We start from the raw sequence: 16,669 nt of genomic DNA on the forward strand, positions 1-16,669 counted from the left end.
TGTACAGATTCTCTAACTCAGTAACTCCATTATTGATGATTGTACTAACAAGGAAACAATTAAATTAAGTGGTAAAACAACAACGCTATAACATTAACGTTAAATCTTCAATTTATAATATGTTTCAAAGCTACCATAAGCCAATATGTGTATTTGTATTATCTTAACGATATCCATTAAAATGAAATTATCAATCAGCCAATAAGAGGGATCTCAATGAATGGAAATATACAGCTGCAGCAAGTTTTAGAGGAATGTGAAAAGCTACGAAAAGAAAATGCTTATTTAAAGAAATTGCTCTCAAAAATGATGCAAACTTCAGAACCAAATGAACACACAGCAAATAATAGTACAATCGTTACAAAAAACTCCTATGCTGAAGATAAAATTAAACTGTATAGAAGTTTATTTCAAGGAAGAACGGATGTTTATGCACTGAGATGGGAATCAACCGGCGGAAAATCTGGGTATACTCCTGCATGTGCCCATGAATGGAAAGATCCGATTTGCAAAAAGCCACACATTAAATGCAAGGATTGCAAGCATCGAACCCTGCTGCCATTAACAGATCAGGAGATCGCCAATCATTTAAAAGGAAAATTGACTGTCGGTTTATACCCAATGCAAAAGGATGAAACATGTTCATTTTTAGCCATCGACTTTGACAAACAAAACTGGCAGGAAGATGTTTTAGCTTTTGTTAAGGTTTGTACAACTTTAAATGTTCCTTCTCATATAGAGCGCTCCCGCTCTGGGAATGGCGCTCATGTATGGATTTTCTTTTCGGAAAACATATCCTCCGCTGTAGCGAGAAAACTCGGAATGAAGTTACTATCAAAAACACGTGAAATGCGCCATGAAATTGGCATTGATTCTTATGATCGAATGTTCCCCAACCAGGATACCCTGCCAAACGGAGGATTCGGCAACTTAATTGCGCTACCGATGCAATATCATGCGGCGAAAAACGGCAATAGTTTATTTGTCGATGAAGCATTTACTCCTTATCCAGATCAATGGATTTATTTATCTTCGGTGAAACAATTATCAAGAAAAGAGATTGAGAGCATTCTCGAAATTGGTCACAGCCATTCATTGAAAGAACAAATCTCTACCGGCAATCTTCCTTCAAACGTTACTGTTACGTTAAAGAATGGGATTTTGATAAATAAGTCCGGACTAACCTCTTCACTTATGACGAAAATGGTTGAATTGGCCTCGTTTAAGAACCCTGAATTTTATAAAGCACAAGCGAAAAGAATGTCTACTCATGGAATTCCCCGGATTATCAACTGTTCCTCGGAAGATCAAGATCATTTAATCTTGCCGCGTGGTTGTTTGGAAGAATTATTAATGCTATTAAAGGAATCATCAATTGAAGTTGAAATAAAAAATATGCAGTATAAAGGAGAAGATATTAACGTTTCTTTTCATGGAACTTTATCCTCACAGCAACAGCAGGCTGTCACAGCTTTACTTAATCACGAAAACGGTATTTTAGCAGCAACAACAGGTTTCGGGAAAACTGTAACTGCAGCTGCCCTTATTGCAGAACGAAAAACGAATACGCTAGTTATTGTTCATAGAACCCACCTGATGGAGCAATGGGTTCAGCAGCTCTCTGCTTTTTTTAATATACCTTCGAAAGAAATTGGCCGGTTTGGCGGCGGCAAAAATAACACGACAGGAAACATTGATGTAGCTACTATTCAAAGTTTAGTTGCAGAAGGTCAGTTAAAATCTTTTGTAACTCAGTACGGACAAATTATCGTGGATGAATGCCATCATATTTCTGCATTTAGCTTTGAAAAGGTCTCAAACAAATTAGAGCCAATTATGTCCATGGCTTGACTGCAACACCAAATCGAAAGGACGGTTTGCATCCTATCTTATTTATGCAATGTGGCCCGATTCGCTACAAAACTGATGCAAAATCGCAGGCAAAAGTCCGACCGTTTCTTCACAGGCTAATTCCAAGGTATACAAATTTAGAATGTCAGCAAACGAAGATGCAAGAGCTATATAATAAGATTTTAAATGATAATAATCGAAATGATCTATTGTTTGATGATGTCTTAAAAGAATTAGAGGATGGCCGTTCCCCTATTATATTAACCGAAAGAATCGAACACCTTGAAAATCTTAAACAAAAGTTTACTGGTTTTGCAAAAAATATTATTGTCCTTTCAGGCAACATGAGTAAAAAGGAGCAAAAAATAGAACTGGAAAGATTGGCGAGCATTCCTGCTAGTGATGAACGGCTGGTTATCGCAACTGGGAAATATATTGGCGAGGGATTTGATGATAGCCGTCTGGATACTTTGTTCTTGGCAATGCCGATTTCATGGAAAGGAACACTACAGCAATACGTCGGTCGTTTACATCGTTTACATGCCGATAAACAAGAAGTTAGAGTGTATGATTATGTCGATCTTAAAATTCCCATTTTAAAAAGTATGTTTGATAAACGGTTAGTCGGATATAAGAGCATGGGGTATATAATTGGGGAGAAGTCAAATCACACAGAACAGATGAAGTTGTTTTAATTTGAGTATGTCTCCATCACAACAAATTTAATATGAGGTACTAAAACGAAGATCCGGCAACATCTTTTCCGATGTTAATGCGATGGTCAGAAACCATCAAACCCCATCATTGGGCTATTCCTATTGTTTAGGACGATGATGTAGGATAAACGAAGATAAAACCCTAAATCCGACTCAACAGCTGGCATTTAGGGTTTTATCGTTGTCATAGATTATTTTTTACATTTTTGACTTTATTGAAAAACAGGATCGAACGCTGGGAATCAATCCCCATCCAACATCCTGAACACTCCGCCCAGAACACTTCCTTCATCTTTGGAGCCGCCGCCTCCGGGCGCGGCAGCAAAGACACGGCTGGCCAGCCGGCTGAATGGAAGTGATTGGATCCATACAGTACCGGGACCTCTCAATGTTGCGAAGAAAAGGCCTTCCCCCCCAAACAAGGCAGTTTTGACCCCTTTCACCATTTCAATGTTATAATCCACATTGCTTGTCATGGCAACCAAACAGCCTGTATCTACACGAAGTACCTCACCAGGAGACAGCTCTTTTTTATGTATCGTTCCGCCAGCGTGTACAAAAGCCATACCGTCTCCCTCAAGCTTTTGCATGATGAAGCCCTCTCCGCCAAAGAATCCTGCTCCAATTTTCCGCTGGAATTCGATGCCGACAGAAACACCCTTAGCTGCAGCCAGGAAGGCATCTTTTTGACAAATAATCTTGCCATCCATCTGGCTTAAATCCATTGGCACAATTTTTCCTGGATAAGGGGACGCAAAGGACACATGTTTTTTTCCTTGGCCTTGATTAGTAAATGTGGTCATGAATAAGCTTTCACCGGTCAGCAACCGTTTCCCTGCACCGAACAACTTCCCCATGATTCCACCGCCCCCGCCGGAAGCATCCCCAAAAATCGTTTCCATGTGAATTTGGTCTTCCATCATCATTAAGCTTCCCGCTTCCGCGATTACTGTTTCGCCTGGATCCAGCTCCACTTCAACGAACTGCATGTCGTCGCCGTAGATTTTAAAATCGATTTCATGGTTATTCATATGTATTCCTCCAGTTTTTATTTGAACCTTAGATGCTGACAAAACACAACGATCGTAAACAAGGTTCATGGTCATCAATCGGTCTAAATCACCGAGATGCGTGCGTTAACTCACATTCATTTTATCAACATCAGGTAAAACTCACAGTTACCTTAATTAATTTAAATCTTTTATTAACTACACATGCAGAAAAATCACTCCTTTCTCTTCAAATACTGATACGTTCCTACTGATTGATAAGTTTCATACGAAACAATAATAGTCGTTCGATGCATTCAGTACAACTATTCTATCTTTTGCTACACAAAACCTTTTTTGTGTACAATCTTATATAAAGTTTTGTAGTTGAAAAGAAGCGCGAAAGAAATGCGGTTGCATACAGATTGATGAGAATCGACTATCTTATCCCCCTGTCAAATTCCCTATCGTTCACCGATATCATGACATCAGTTTCAGCGTCTTCTTGTGTTCTATTTATTTCAGAAATAGGATATAACTTTCGGTTGTTGATCTACAAAGTAACATTGAAGAAAATAAAATAGCCACCTCCGATAGGTTTACGGAAGTGACTAGTCCTCAGCTTGTTTAATCATATATTTTTCAATCCAATGCACCGCGTCATTATAGGGCGGTCTAGTTTTGTCACATGCTATAAGCATAATAAATCTATAAACTTCATCATCGGGAACGATTAAATCATAGCCGTTCCAATCTAAGAAGGTAAATACTGATAAGTAAGCAGTTCGCTTATTACCATCTATAAAACCATGACCACTAGCCAGGTAATATAAATATACTGCTGCTTTTTCCACGATTGACGGGTATTTTTCAAAATCTCCATAGCCTGCATATGGTATTCCTAGAATCCCTTCAAGTTTATTCTTTTCCCTTCCTGGCAAACCACCATATTCAGCAAGTGCTAAATCGTGTAGCTCTTCTACATCTTCCACATTAAGATACTCAATGTGCATTAATTCTTACTTAGTCTCTCCAAAGCTTTGCCATTGCGTGCAACTGCTTTTGCAAAACTTGCTTGGACCTTCTTCTTACGTTCAGTTTTTTGAATTTTTCTGATAGCTGTTGTGTTCATTTTTTCGTCATCACCCTTCTTCTTCATTGGACACCTCCCCATATACTTTCATATATATGTAAGCCTGTCCAAGAATAGAAATATTTAACCTGACTACTGGTAATTATTTACCCTACTTTACTATACTTTACACTAATAAACTATAGATATCTACTATTCTATGTGTAATTCTACTAAAATATATAGACCATCGTATGATGTGTGAAGCGCCTATCTTATCTGTAAAGTGTTCTTCAATTCCTCGTGCTGTGTTTGAATCTGGACCAATGGTATTTAAATATTGCATAGTTTATGATTGTTTTTGAAAATTGGGAGCATTTCTGCTAAGTATTCAGGCGTTTATAAGAGAGAAAGATAATTCGGGTTATATTCCGTGCAAACTCATCATTATTTCTGCTAAATATTCAGGCCATATCGCGAAAATCTAATATCTTCTTCTCTCCTGGGTGCCAATCATCATTATTTCTGCTAAGTATTCAGGCCTAAGGATAACGAATCTAAATTAAAGCAGCTGACACGTGCCAATCATCATTATTTCTGCTAAGTATTCAGGCCAAAAATCTATATTCTCATGTGACGTAGATATTCCAGTTTAAATTCTATTTCTGTTTCTCTCTATCTCGGAGTCACCGGTTTTACAGTGATCGCCGGTGAAGTAGTCGATAAGATACAACCTTCGAAATCCTCTGTTTTTATAAGTCCGAGGTTAATCGCGGACTTAATCTTTATATCATCCGGTTTTTTTACTACTTTAATGAGATCGGTCATTTGTAATTCCTCTAGCCTTTTTACTGTTTCTTCTTCATTAAATTTCTCTGTTTTTCGTATTTGCCTTTGGAGTTTGTAGCCATCTATTGTAATTTCACCTTTATCATTGGATCCAACCTGGTCATCAAAGTAGTGATGAAATGTATCCTTTAATTGATTCATTTCCAATTCAATTTCTTTTTTCTTTTTATTAAGCTCATAATATTTGACCAGCATTTCTCCTGTTATCATTCTTGAAAAATCCCCCCATAACAAACAGATATTCAATCATATGCGTTATGGGGAAAACTATTACATGAAGTTGAGCTTCAATTAGTTTTGTCCTGGATAATCACAAAATTCAATAATTGTACCCTCTGTATCTGCTGGATGTGAAAGACCCCACCTTACAATCTCACATGAGGTTCCTGCTCAATTGACTCTTAATACATGTTAGTGATATGAAAGGGGAAATTAGTGTATGATGAGAATATGCTTTTTTAAACAATTAAAATACCCAAACGATAAAGGTCAAAAACCTTCGATCTTTGGGTATTATTTTAGCGGATTAGAATCAAAGGTCAAAGGGAGAGAAAAACATGAAATGGATTTTTCCGGTGCTATCATTTATTGGAGGGGTGGCGGTCGCTTTTCAGGCACAGATCAATGGTGGATTAGGGAAAAAGGCAGGTGCTTTAGAGGGAGCTTTTATCTCGTTTGTAATCGGCACTCTGGCTCTGTTCTTTCTTCTTCTATTTTTTGGAAAAGGAAATCTTGGTGCCGTTTTTTCTGTGCCCAAATGGCAGTTGTTTGGAGGTTTATTGGGGGCGTTTTATGTCAGTGTAATGATTTTCGCTGTTCCTAATATCGGTGTTGCACCAGCGTTAGTTGCAGTGATTGCAGGACAACTGATCTTCGGCGTGCTTATTGATCACTTTGGATGGTTTGGGGGCAAACCTATTCCGATCGATACAAAAAAAATAATCGCGATGTTCCTGTTATTTTGTTCATTGTTTTTATTCAACCACAATTGAACTACCCACCACTTATTTTTCTAACGAAAATTTGAAGTGGGGGATTCCTGCGAACACCAGTGTATCCACCAGTTTTTTAGCGGGTTCTACCCGTTCTCCCGACGGTGATTGCTTAATTATCTTGTACGTTGGCTTTCCACACATCTAAAACACTGAGTTCATTCAAAAGAGGATATATTGATTGTGTACATACGCACTACAAAAGACTATTGACATCATAGCAAATCGACAACAGTAGGCTTGAAAACTAACATTTTCATGTCAGAAAGAGTATCGAAAAAATGATACTCTTTTTTACCGATCTGAATTTTTTCCTTTCTTTACTGCTTTACGAGTTAAACGTGCATTGTTTAAGCCAGTGTCGCTATATGAGTCATCACTATTTAAACGACCCCCTATTGGTCCACCATCCATATCATCATTTTCTCTGTTTAGAGCGCTTTCAGGCCTGCTGTTCTCTTGTGTCATGGGCTTCCTCCTTGTAATGTGAAATCTCCCATATTATCTGCTGACAGCAAGTTTCCTATACTATCCTAATACCGCAGATACTCAAGAACATTCGCCATGAACATCTCGTTTCGTGCCATTCTTATTCTTTAAAATGACAAACTTCAAACCATTGCCCTCCGAATCCTGAAATTTCAGTCGCTCATGATTCAAAAAGAGAAATCTAATAATATGTTTCTTTTTTGATTAAGTTTCTCTACAGTTTGATGATACTCATCAAGTTGGCACCTGAGAGTATTCTTTCTTTCATTAATCATCCTCGTAACCTCTTTAGGGCTTGGTCCACCTTTTATGCTTCTAATCTCAACGAAATACTCTGGAGAAATAATCCTTTTCCACTCTTCTTCAGTTAATGTCACATCTTTAAATTCTTGGATCATGATGTTTATGTCTTGAATATTCCAATCATACAATTCTTTTTGCTCACTTATTGTCTTCTTAGATATATAACTGGCAATAGAATGAGCTTTTCTGAATGAAATCCCATAATCTCTTGATAATGTATCCGCTAGCTCGGTAATTGTAATACTCGATTTTTTAGCCATATTTTTTGAATGTTCATCATTAACCTTTAAAGTGACGATCACAGCATTCATTAGTTTCATTACTCGATTTGCATTGTTAAATGCCCTGTAGAGATGGGGCTGCAAGTCATCCTCTGTATCAACAATGTCACCAAAGGGCGTGTTATGAACCATGTTTAGTGCCGCAAGCGCATCCCCAAATGCACTGCTAGCAATAGAGCGAGAATGTTCAATTGAAACTGGATTTCTTTTCTGCGGCATGATACTGCTGCATTGGACATAAGGATCTGCTACATAAAAAGTCGCAAATTCTCTTGTCACATGCTGGAGAAAATCCTGTATCCATCTTCCTGTATTGATCATGCATGTCATCAAAGCCGATGATGTTTCCAAAAGATAATCGGCACCTGCAATGGAGTCATACGAGTTTTCGATCACTTTGTCAAAGCCTAACAGGTCACATGTCCGGTCGCGGCTAATTGGAAAACCAGTAGTGGTAAGTGCCGCCGCTCCGAGTGAAGATTGATTAACTGTTTCATAGGCTGACCACAAACGTTTTACGTCTCTTTGCAAAACATCATAAATCGCAAGGAAATAATGTGCCAATGTTGTTGGCTGTGCAGGCTGCGTGTGCGTATAGCCGGTTATATATGTTTCTTTATGGCATTCTGCCTTTTCCAAGAGTGCATCACTTAATTGAAAAGAATTGCCAAGAAGTTGTAATAGATGCCCCCTCAGCACTAAGCGGTACATGGCAATCCCCATATCATTGCGGCTGCGTCCAATGTGAATCTTACCTGCTAATTCGTCTCCAATTTCTTCACCTATTTTGGCTTCCATCATGAAAAATAAATCTTCAAATTGGGGCTGATAGAATAAAAGCTTCATATCCGTTTTAGCAACTTTATTGATGCCCGCTAGCATAATTTTCGCTTCATCTTCTCGAATGATCTGTTGCTCTGCCAGCATAATAACGTGGGCACGATGAATATCAAACATGACATGGAATAGGTAATCCCTCTGATCATTAAAAACGGGCATTAACAATTCTTCTGCATACGTTTTTCCAGGAAATGATTCTCCTTCATTCTTAATAAACTCATGTAGCTTGCTCATAGTTTTCAGCTCCGATTTAAGACAAGGATTGTTCGGCTTTCACACCGAAAAACTTATTTGAAATAAAAAGAACTAATGCAATTAGACCAATTTGGATCATTCCATAGGCAGCAGCCTGGCCCATATTAAACATTCTCAATTGATTCATTATCTCAATCGAAATTGGCCGATTGGAGATAGTGTATAAAAGCACAGAAGTCGGGAATTCTCCGACAGATTCGACAAATGCCAGCAATGTTCCAGCTAAAACACCCGGCATGATGATAGGAAGGATAACCTTTCTAAACGTATAAAACCACTTTGCACCAAGGCTTCTTGATGCTTCTTCAATTGAGTCATCCAGTTGTTCCAGTACAGCATTTGTAGATCGGACTACTAGCGGAATGTGACGGATAAAATAGGCCAACGGCAGGATCCAAAACGTCCCGACAAGAATATTTCCGAATGAGAATACGTTTGGTTCGTTAAAGGCAAAGATGAGATTCATCCCTATAACGGTTGCAGGTAAAGCCCAAGGAATCATTACCAGTATGTCGACAAAGCTCTTCCCAATGAACTTCCGTTTGACAAGCACATATGATGTTAAGACACCGAATATTAAATTTCCCGCGGTTGCTATAAATGACAATAATAAACTGTTCTTTAAAGGTTTAAATATTTCCGGGTCTTGGAACAGTAAATGGTAGTTTTCAAAATTAAATACGGATGGATAGGTTTGCCAAGTCCATGTTCCATCTGGTACTAAAGACAACAAGAGAATTGTAAAATGAGGGAGCAGTAAAATGACGACTCCAATAATGCCTGAGAAGACCAACATCCATTTCAAGACTGGATTATTCACTTCACTCCGGTGGGCTCCAATTCCTTTTGAAGCCATCCGATAGTCTTTGCGATTTTGATACCAGCGCATAAACAATAAAAACCCGATAGAAACAATGGATAAAATGACAGACTGAGTTGCAGCCACCTCCATGTCTCCATTAATTTTCGAAAAATAAATTTGCAGGCTCAAAACGCGATAGCCGCCTGCTAGAAGAAACGGTGCACTAAAAGAAGCCATCGATATCATAAAAACTAAAAGGCTTGCGCCAACAATAGCAGGCGTCAGTAAAGGAAATGTTACTTTCCAGAAAACCCTGGTTCTGCTCGCACCTAAATTATAAGCGGCTTCCTCTAGTGATGGATCGATTTTATTAATTGCTGAGGCCACCATCATATAAAAATAAACATACATTGTATAAGCGTGTACAACGAGAATTCCGGATACACCGCCAATTTTAAATGGCACTTCCTCCAATCCAAGCAAGTCCTTTATTGCATTTGGAATGAGGCCAGTTTCTCCGTACAAAAACATAAAAGCCATAACCCCTACCAGTGAAGGAAGGACGATTGGCATGATAGCGACAGTCGAGAAAAAACTTCTTCCAGGAAATTCGTATCGATTGAAAATGAAAGCTAAAGGAATTCCAACAAGGGCGCTGACAATTACACTTAGAAGTGAAATATAAACAGAATTCCATAAGGCTTCTAAATTCGTTTTCGATTCCTGGGTGAAGAAATCTTGATAGTTTCGAAGATTCACACCTGATTCATTATTAAAGCTTTCTAGCAAAGTCCTTAATGAGGGATATAGAACGTACGCAACCAATACCAAGAGAACAGGAACCAGAAGTAGTAGAGTAAGTCTTGTATCGCGATTTTTTATCATGTTTCCTCACCACTCACTACTGGTATAATGCGAATTTGATCTTCAGGGAGTTCGACCCATATCTCTTTTCCTTCTCTTAAATTCTCCAACTTGATGTTATTTAATAAATTCGCCTGCAAAAAGATACCATCAATACTAATGCGAACATTTATTAAGGAGCCAAAGAAATCTACATCTTTTATACTCCCTTTTAAAACGTTTGACCCTTCCACCGGATTTTCATGAATTTTAATGGCTTCGGGTCGAATCGAAAGGGCACTCTTGCCTTGATTCTCTTGATTAAAATTAAATGGATGATTATGTACCACTATTTTTTTCTTTTGAGGGCCGATCTGGGCTGTAACCTCAACCTTTTCTTCATTGAAGTCCTCAACTTCAACAGGTAAAAGGTTTATCTCTCCTATAAAACCAGCAACAAAATCGTTAGCAGGTTCATTATATATTTCAGATGGAGTGCCAACTTGGTGACATACGCCAAAATTAAAGACAGCAATCCTGTCACTCATTGAAAGGGCTTCAGCCTGATCATGAGTGACATATATCGTAGTAATCTTATATTCCTGCTGAAGACGCAAAATTTCGCTTCGCATCTCATCACGCAGTTTAGCATCCAAGTTGCTCAACGGTTCATCAAGGAGCAAAATTTCGGGCTCTATAACTAATGCCCTGGCAAGTGCGACACGTTGTTGTTGACCTCCACTTAGCTGACTCACTTGACGTTCTGCATATTTTTCAAGCTTTACCTTATGAAGCACATCATTTACCCGGGTTCTAAGATCATTTCCTGAAACTTTTCTAACCTTTAACCCGAAGGCGACATTTTCGAAAACCGTCATGTGAGGAAAAAGGGCATAGTTTTGAAAAACCATGCCCGTATTTCTTTTTTCTGGAGGTACACGCGTCATATCTTTATCTCCAAATCTTACAACGCCCTTAGTCGGATAGTAAAACCCAGCAATCATACGAAGAGTTGTCGTTTTTCCACATCCACTCGGTCCCAGAAAGGTAAAGAATTCTCCGTCTTTGATTTCCAAGTTTAAATGATCTACTGCGATTACGTTACCGAAGGCTTTTTGGACATTATCAATCTTTATTGACGCCATACCAACTACACTTCCCTATTCTTTAATTTCTTTCTCACCGCTTTTAATATTTTCATCCCAGTGCTTCATCCAACCGTCACTTTGTTCCTGGAAGACTTTCCAGTCAATCTCCATGCTCTTAATCTCGGTTTCGGTGATCCATTCAGGCAGGTCTGTTACATCACTTCTGGTTGGGATTCGGTAATATTTTTCTGCTAATAGCTTAGCAGCCTCAGGTGAATTGACAAATTCATAGAAGGCTTCGGCTGCTTTTGGATGTGGCGCACCATTTACGATTGCGATTCCTTCTGTCAGAACTGGGGTTCCACTCTCAGGTATAATAAATTCAAATGGATAGTTTTTGTTTTCCTTCAGCATTACTACATCAGGCATAGCCCATACTGAAATGCTGCCTTCCCCTTTAGCCACCTTGTTGTACATCATTTCAGGATTTGCAGAATACTCTTTCGTATTTGCATCTAGTTTCTCTAACCACTCATATCCTTTTGAAGGATCATTTGAATCCTTGAAATCACGATAAATCATTGCAGAAAAGATTGTTCTCATTGTTCCCGAAGCCAGGGGATAACGGATGATGATTTCATCCTTCCATTTTGGATCCAACAATTCATCCCAATCCTTTGGGGCTTCCTCTTTTGTCAGTTCTTTGCTGTTGTACATAATAACTTCCGGTGTTTGACTCGTACCCGACCAATTCCAATCTGGGTCATGAAAACCGTCATCAAGGTTGCCTGCATATGATGGTTCATACGGGCTTAATAATCCTTCATCCTTAGCCTGGTCAAAGTTTGTGGAAGGGGCTCCCCACCAAACATCTGCCTGTGGGTTATTCTTTTCCGAACGGATACGGTCGAGTACTTCTTGTGAACCCATATCCAGCCATTCAACGTCGACATCGTATTCTGCTTCAAATTGTGTTTCAAACTCTGACAATATGTCCTTGCCATGTGGAGAATAAACTACGATTTTTTCTTCAAGCTTTTCTTCTGTCTTTTCTTCCGGCTTGTTTGATTTATCAGTAGTATTTGAGCTTTCCTCCGTGCCGCCACATGCTGAAAGCAACAAAGCAGCAGCAATCGTTAATGTGGTTAGGATGGACACCTTTTTCTTTTTCATTAAATTTCCCCCTAGTTACCTAAGTTTTATAATACTCTCATGCTCCCGTAAGAATAATGAAACTGCTCCTAAAACCCCTGCGTTTTCCTGTAATTGTGAGATTTTTAATTCTACTGAACTTGGCAGATACTGGTTCACTATTTCTAGTAAACTAGGTAAAATAAGTTCAGAAGATTTTAAAACACCACCTCCCAAAATAATCACTTCTGGATTCAATAAACACGCAGCATTGATAATTCCATAGGCTAAATGTTCAACTGCCTCTTCGATGACATCAATTGCAGTCTTATCTCCTTCCCTTGCTAATGCAAAAGCCATTTCACCTGGGAGCTCTTCTCCATTTGCTCGTTCATAAAGTGGGTGCTTTGGTTGCTGTTGTATTAATTTTGTAAGCCTGTCACCAATTGCTTTTCCCCCAGCAACACTTTCCAGGTATCCATATCGATGGAAAATAGGCTGAAATGCATTTTTCATATCATTTTTATCTGTTACCATATATCCCAACTCACCGGCAGCGCTTGAAAAACCGCGGTACAGTTGATTATGAATAATAATGCCGCTTCCAATTCCCGTTCCAACAGCGATAAACAGTACATTTTCTTTATTCTTGGCATTTCCAAGCCACTGTTCTCCTAGTGCAGCCACATTAACATCATTATCAACGTATACCTGAAAAGGAAAAATGCGTTTTGCTTCCTTGATAAAAGGATAGCGAACCCAGTTTAAGCTTGGTGCCTCAATCACAACTCCACTTGTTTGTTCCGTTATTCCCGGTACACCTGCACCCATACCCAATATTTTTTGACTATCAATATTACTCTTTTGAATCATATATTCAATATCTTTTGAAATTTGATTTAGTAAACCGGATTGTAAATATTGGCTGGTTTTAAAGCTACGAGTACATATTATATTTCCGAATAAATCACAAATGACGGTTTTTACTTTTGTGCCGCCAATATCGGTTCCAACTATATATGCTGCCCGCTCATTGAAATGAAGCTGAATCGGCCGCCTTCCTCCTTGCGACGAGGCTTCACCAGTACCTTTTTCGAGTATCCATTTTTCCTGTAGTAATTCATCAACTAATAAAGAAACAGTCGGTTTACTGATTCCTACCTTCACGGCAATTTCAGCTCTCGATATTGGAAAATTCTCTTGGATGCATTGAAGCACCCTTTTTTTATTAACTGATTTCATTTGTGCTGGTGTTCCATTTAAAGTCATTCCATCACGGCCTTAAATTTTTTGGTTAGTAAGTTTTACTAATTAACTAAATAATAACTTAACAAGAAAGCGTTTACAACTATATATTTTAAATTTTATGAAAAATTTGATTATATATGTCAACCAGGCTTAAATAACTATATTGAATTTTCTGAATAGAGAGATATTTACTTTTATATTTTTATATGATATTGATAAATAGAGAGTTGTTTAAGCTGTTAGTTAGGTAAATTAACTAACATACTGCTCATCTTTAACGAAAGGAGAGTTGGGTTATAGAAGAGTTCAAAAAAATGAAAGGGGTTACAAAATGAAAAAGTATTTTATTGGATTACTGTCTTTCCTATTAATCATTTCGCTAATACCCATTGGCGGAAGTGCTGCTGAGCCTAAGGAACCGGATGTTGATTTATGGAATGCTTTAAAACCTCTAGAAACTACTGTTACGTTCTTAAATACTGGAGCCCATCCTGATGATGAGCGAAGTGACTTTCTGGCATATTTATCGCGAGGACTTGGTGTAAAAACTGCCAGTCTTATCGCCAACCGCGGTGAAGGTGGGCAAAATGAGATTGGTAATGAATTGGACAACGGACTCGGTATTATTCGGTCAAGGGAAATGATTGAAGCAGCTAAAATCACTGGTGTAAAAGCTTATCATTTAAGTGAAACCACCTCAGATCCAATTTACGACTTCGGTTTCTCAAAGACGCCTGAAGAAACATTGGAAAAATGGGGAGAAGACCTTACTTATGAACGTTTGATTCGTTTTATTCGTAGCTACCAGCCTGATATTCTTATGCCGTCATTTAGAAACGATCACACTCAGCACGGGCACCATCGTGCAATGGAAATATTAAGTGAAAGAGCCTTTAAGGATGCGGGGGATCCAAATGTTTATCCACAACAATTAAAAGAAGGACTTTCCGTCTGGCAAGTCAAAAAAATCTTTCTTCCTGCAGAATCAAAAGAAACAGCCACTACCTCCATCGAGATAGGGATGTACGACCCAATATATAAGATGACTTATCCACAGCTCGGCGAGGAATCCCGATATATGCATAAAAGCCAGGGAATGGGTAATGATATCCCTGCTGCTCCACGACAAATTCACCTGGAGTTACTCGATAGTGCTGTCAATACGAAAAATAGTTATGACCTTTTCGCTGGAATACCATACGACTTTAACGAATGGGCCCAAGTGCTCCCCAAAAAGGAGCATTCCTTAAAGGTTCAGTTTGCAAAAATCCAAAATGAGTTAGATTCAATTGTTGCTTCCTATCCTAATAATGAAACCATTTTCAAAAGAACCCAAGACGCTATAACAAATGTGGGCAAATTGAAGAAGGCAACCGAAAAAGCAAAGCTGAATCCACAACTAAGATCGGATCTACTTCATAAGATTTCCTTAAAAGAGGAACAATTAAATGACTTAAGCTTTATTTCATCAAACTTAGAAGTTAAAGCTGCCGCCGCAAGCAATGTACTTACAAAAGGACAGAAAACCACTGTCACAGTTACCCTCGTTAATAAAGGCGCACAAAAACTTGATAAGGCTGCTATTCAATTAGCCATTCCAAAAGGCTGGAAGGCTTCCACTAATGATCGGGTGAAAAAACTTGCTCCAGGTCAATCAGCAACCATAACTTACGAAGTGGAAGTCTCAACGAAAGCTGAATATTATCATGCTTACAATGAACCGGTCATTCAAGCAACTGTAGAATTCGAACGTTCAGGTACAAAGACTAGCCAAATAATAGACTTGGACGGCACAGTGGCGGTCCTGCCTGATGTCGGTATAACATTAGCGCCTGAAGATATTGTTGTGAATACCGCCAACGTCCAAAAGGAGATTCCGGTTACCGTCAAGCTTAAAAACTATCGACAAGGTAAAACCAAATCTGCTGTGTCACTAAATATACCAGAGGGATGGAATGTTGCACCAAGAACGGCTTCAGTGAATTTTGAAAACCATTTACAGGAGAAAGATGTGAGCTTTGTGCTAACACCACCTGACAACATTCAAGGCGGTGACTTTAACATTGCAGCTACCGCCAAGGTTAATGAGAGAGACTTTGACTCAACCATTCAAGAGATCCAATATGATCACATAGGGAAATTCTATTACCAGCATCCTTCTCAGATAAATGGTGTAGCGTTCGAATTGTTAAAGCACGATAATCTTAAAGTGGGATACATTGACAGTGGATTTGATAAAGTAGCAGATTATCTATCCAATACAGGGATGGACATTACGAAACTAGTTGAGTCAGATTTAGCTACAGCTGATTTAAGTCAATTTGATACGATCGTTGTTGGTATACGTGCCTATTTGTCTCGCAGCGATCTAGTGGCGAACAATGCCCGCCTACATCAATATGTTGAAAACGGAGGACACCTAGTTGTACAATACCACAAACCAAATGATGGATGGAACGCAGCCACTACGGCTCCATATCCATTAACAATTGGAAACCCATCAATTCGTTGGAGAGTAACAGATGAGAACGCAAAAGTGACATTGTTACAGCCGGATTCTCCCCTATTTAACTATCCGAATAAAATTACAGATAGTGACTGGGACAATTGGGTACAGGAACGAGGATTGTATTATCCTATGCAGTGGGATAGCCGATATGAAACCTTTGTGAGTATGGGGGATCCTAATGAGGCGCCATTTAATGGAGGTATTCTAATGGCAGAGTATGGCGAAGGAACATACCTTTATACAAACCTGGTATTCTATCGTCAAATTCAAGGCCAAGTACCTGGTGGATATAGAATCTTTACAAACCTCATTAGTTACGGGGCTAATAATTAAGTGGAACAGTCCTTTCAGCTTTAGCTGGGGGACTGTTCTTTTAATATTGAAGTAGCCATAGATTATTTAATCTAGCAG

General features: G+C 38.8%; 14 protein-coding genes. 4 read left to right on the top strand and 10 right to left on the bottom strand.

The annotated features are described in order from the left end of the window. Positions 1 to 216: 216 nt before the first annotated feature. Together CU635_RS03885 and CU635_RS23730 are read left to right on the top strand one after the other, a co-directional pair. Positions 217 to 1,851 carry a TOTE conflict system archaeo-eukaryotic primase domain-containing protein gene (locus tag CU635_RS03885; RefSeq protein WP_245917308.1) on the top strand — a complete coding sequence of 545 codons (1,635 nt, stop codon included), beginning with the start codon at positions 217 to 219 and terminating at the stop codon, positions 1,849 to 1,851. 26 nt (positions 1,852 to 1,877) lie between these two features. After that, positions 1,878 to 2,546: a DEAD/DEAH box helicase gene (locus CU635_RS23730; RefSeq protein ID WP_245917309.1), complete on the top strand. Its 669-nt coding sequence runs from the start codon at positions 1,878 to 1,880 to the stop codon at positions 2,544 to 2,546. Positions 2,547 to 2,809: 263 nt separating this feature from the next. On the opposite strand, the gene CU635_RS03890 is transcribed toward CU635_RS23730, so the two are convergent. From CU635_RS03890 to CU635_RS03900, 4 genes are all read right to left on the bottom strand, one after another. Further along, positions 2,810 to 3,598, bottom strand: a complete 789-nt coding sequence (locus CU635_RS03890) for a TIGR00266 family protein (RefSeq protein WP_101575868.1) — start codon at positions 3,596 to 3,598, stop codon at positions 2,810 to 2,812. A 569-nt stretch (positions 3,599 to 4,167) separates the two neighbouring features. After that, positions 4,168 to 4,548, bottom strand: a complete 381-nt coding sequence (locus CU635_RS03895) for a type II toxin-antitoxin system death-on-curing family toxin (protein ID WP_180956580.1) — start codon at positions 4,546 to 4,548, stop codon at positions 4,168 to 4,170. A 20-nt stretch (positions 4,549 to 4,568) separates the two neighbouring features. After that, a complete protein-coding gene (locus CU635_RS23190; protein ID WP_180955574.1) occupies positions 4,569 to 4,715 on the bottom strand; it encodes a hypothetical protein in 147 nt (48 codons plus the stop codon). Between the two features lie 588 nt (positions 4,716 to 5,303). Beyond that, positions 5,304 to 5,687 carry a hypothetical protein gene (locus tag CU635_RS03900; protein ID WP_101575870.1) on the bottom strand — a complete coding sequence of 128 codons (384 nt, stop codon included), beginning with the start codon at positions 5,685 to 5,687 and terminating at the stop codon, positions 5,304 to 5,306. 347 nt (positions 5,688 to 6,034) lie between these two features. Between CU635_RS03900 and CU635_RS03905 the strand changes: the two genes are divergently transcribed. Continuing rightward, positions 6,035 to 6,469 carry a DMT family transporter gene (locus CU635_RS03905; protein WP_101575871.1) on the top strand — a complete coding sequence of 145 codons (435 nt, stop codon included), beginning with the start codon at positions 6,035 to 6,037 and terminating at the stop codon, positions 6,467 to 6,469. Between the two features lie 294 nt (positions 6,470 to 6,763). Here the strand turns inward: CU635_RS03905 and CU635_RS23195 are convergent, their stop codons facing one another. The 6 genes from CU635_RS23195 to CU635_RS03930 all read right to left on the bottom strand — a co-directional run bounded on the left by CU635_RS23195 (position 6,764) and on the right by CU635_RS03930 (position 13,770). Beyond that, positions 6,764 to 6,937 (bottom strand): hypothetical protein, encoded by a 174-nt coding sequence (locus CU635_RS23195; RefSeq protein ID WP_180955575.1) that lies wholly within the window; start codon positions 6,935 to 6,937, stop codon positions 6,764 to 6,766. A 188-nt stretch (positions 6,938 to 7,125) separates the two neighbouring features. Continuing rightward, positions 7,126 to 8,616, bottom strand: a complete 1,491-nt coding sequence (gene argH / locus CU635_RS03910) for an argininosuccinate lyase (protein ID WP_101575872.1) — start codon at positions 8,614 to 8,616, stop codon at positions 7,126 to 7,128. A gap of 16 nt (positions 8,617 to 8,632) precedes the next feature. Then, entirely contained in the window at positions 8,633 to 10,324 is a 1,692-nt protein-coding gene (locus CU635_RS03915; protein WP_101575873.1) for an ABC transporter permease, read from the bottom strand. Continuing rightward, positions 10,321 to 11,427, bottom strand: coding sequence for an ABC transporter ATP-binding protein (locus tag CU635_RS03920; protein ID WP_101575874.1), 1,107 nt, complete (start codon positions 11,425 to 11,427; stop codon positions 10,321 to 10,323). The genes CU635_RS03915 and CU635_RS03920 overlap by 4 nt, the downstream gene beginning before the upstream one ends. A 15-nt stretch (positions 11,428 to 11,442) precedes the next feature. Continuing rightward, a complete protein-coding gene (locus tag CU635_RS03925; RefSeq protein WP_101575875.1) occupies positions 11,443 to 12,543 on the bottom strand; it encodes an extracellular solute-binding protein in 1,101 nt (366 codons plus the stop codon). Positions 12,544 to 12,558: 15 nt separating this feature from the next. Continuing rightward, entirely contained in the window at positions 12,559 to 13,770 is a 1,212-nt protein-coding gene (locus CU635_RS03930) for an ROK family transcriptional regulator (RefSeq protein WP_101575876.1), read from the bottom strand. A 310-nt stretch (positions 13,771 to 14,080) separates the two neighbouring features. Here CU635_RS03930 and CU635_RS03935 point away from each other — a divergent pair, with 310 nt between their 5' ends. Continuing rightward, positions 14,081 to 16,591 (top strand): PIG-L family deacetylase, encoded by a 2,511-nt coding sequence (locus CU635_RS03935; RefSeq protein ID WP_101575877.1) that lies wholly within the window; start codon positions 14,081 to 14,083, stop codon positions 16,589 to 16,591. Positions 16,592 to 16,669: the final 78 nt, after the last annotated feature.

The sequence above is a fragment of the Bacillus canaveralius genome, assembly GCF_002860125.1.
GTDB lineage: Bacteria > Bacillota > Bacilli > Bacillales > Cytobacillaceae > Bacillus_BJ > Bacillus_BJ canaveralius.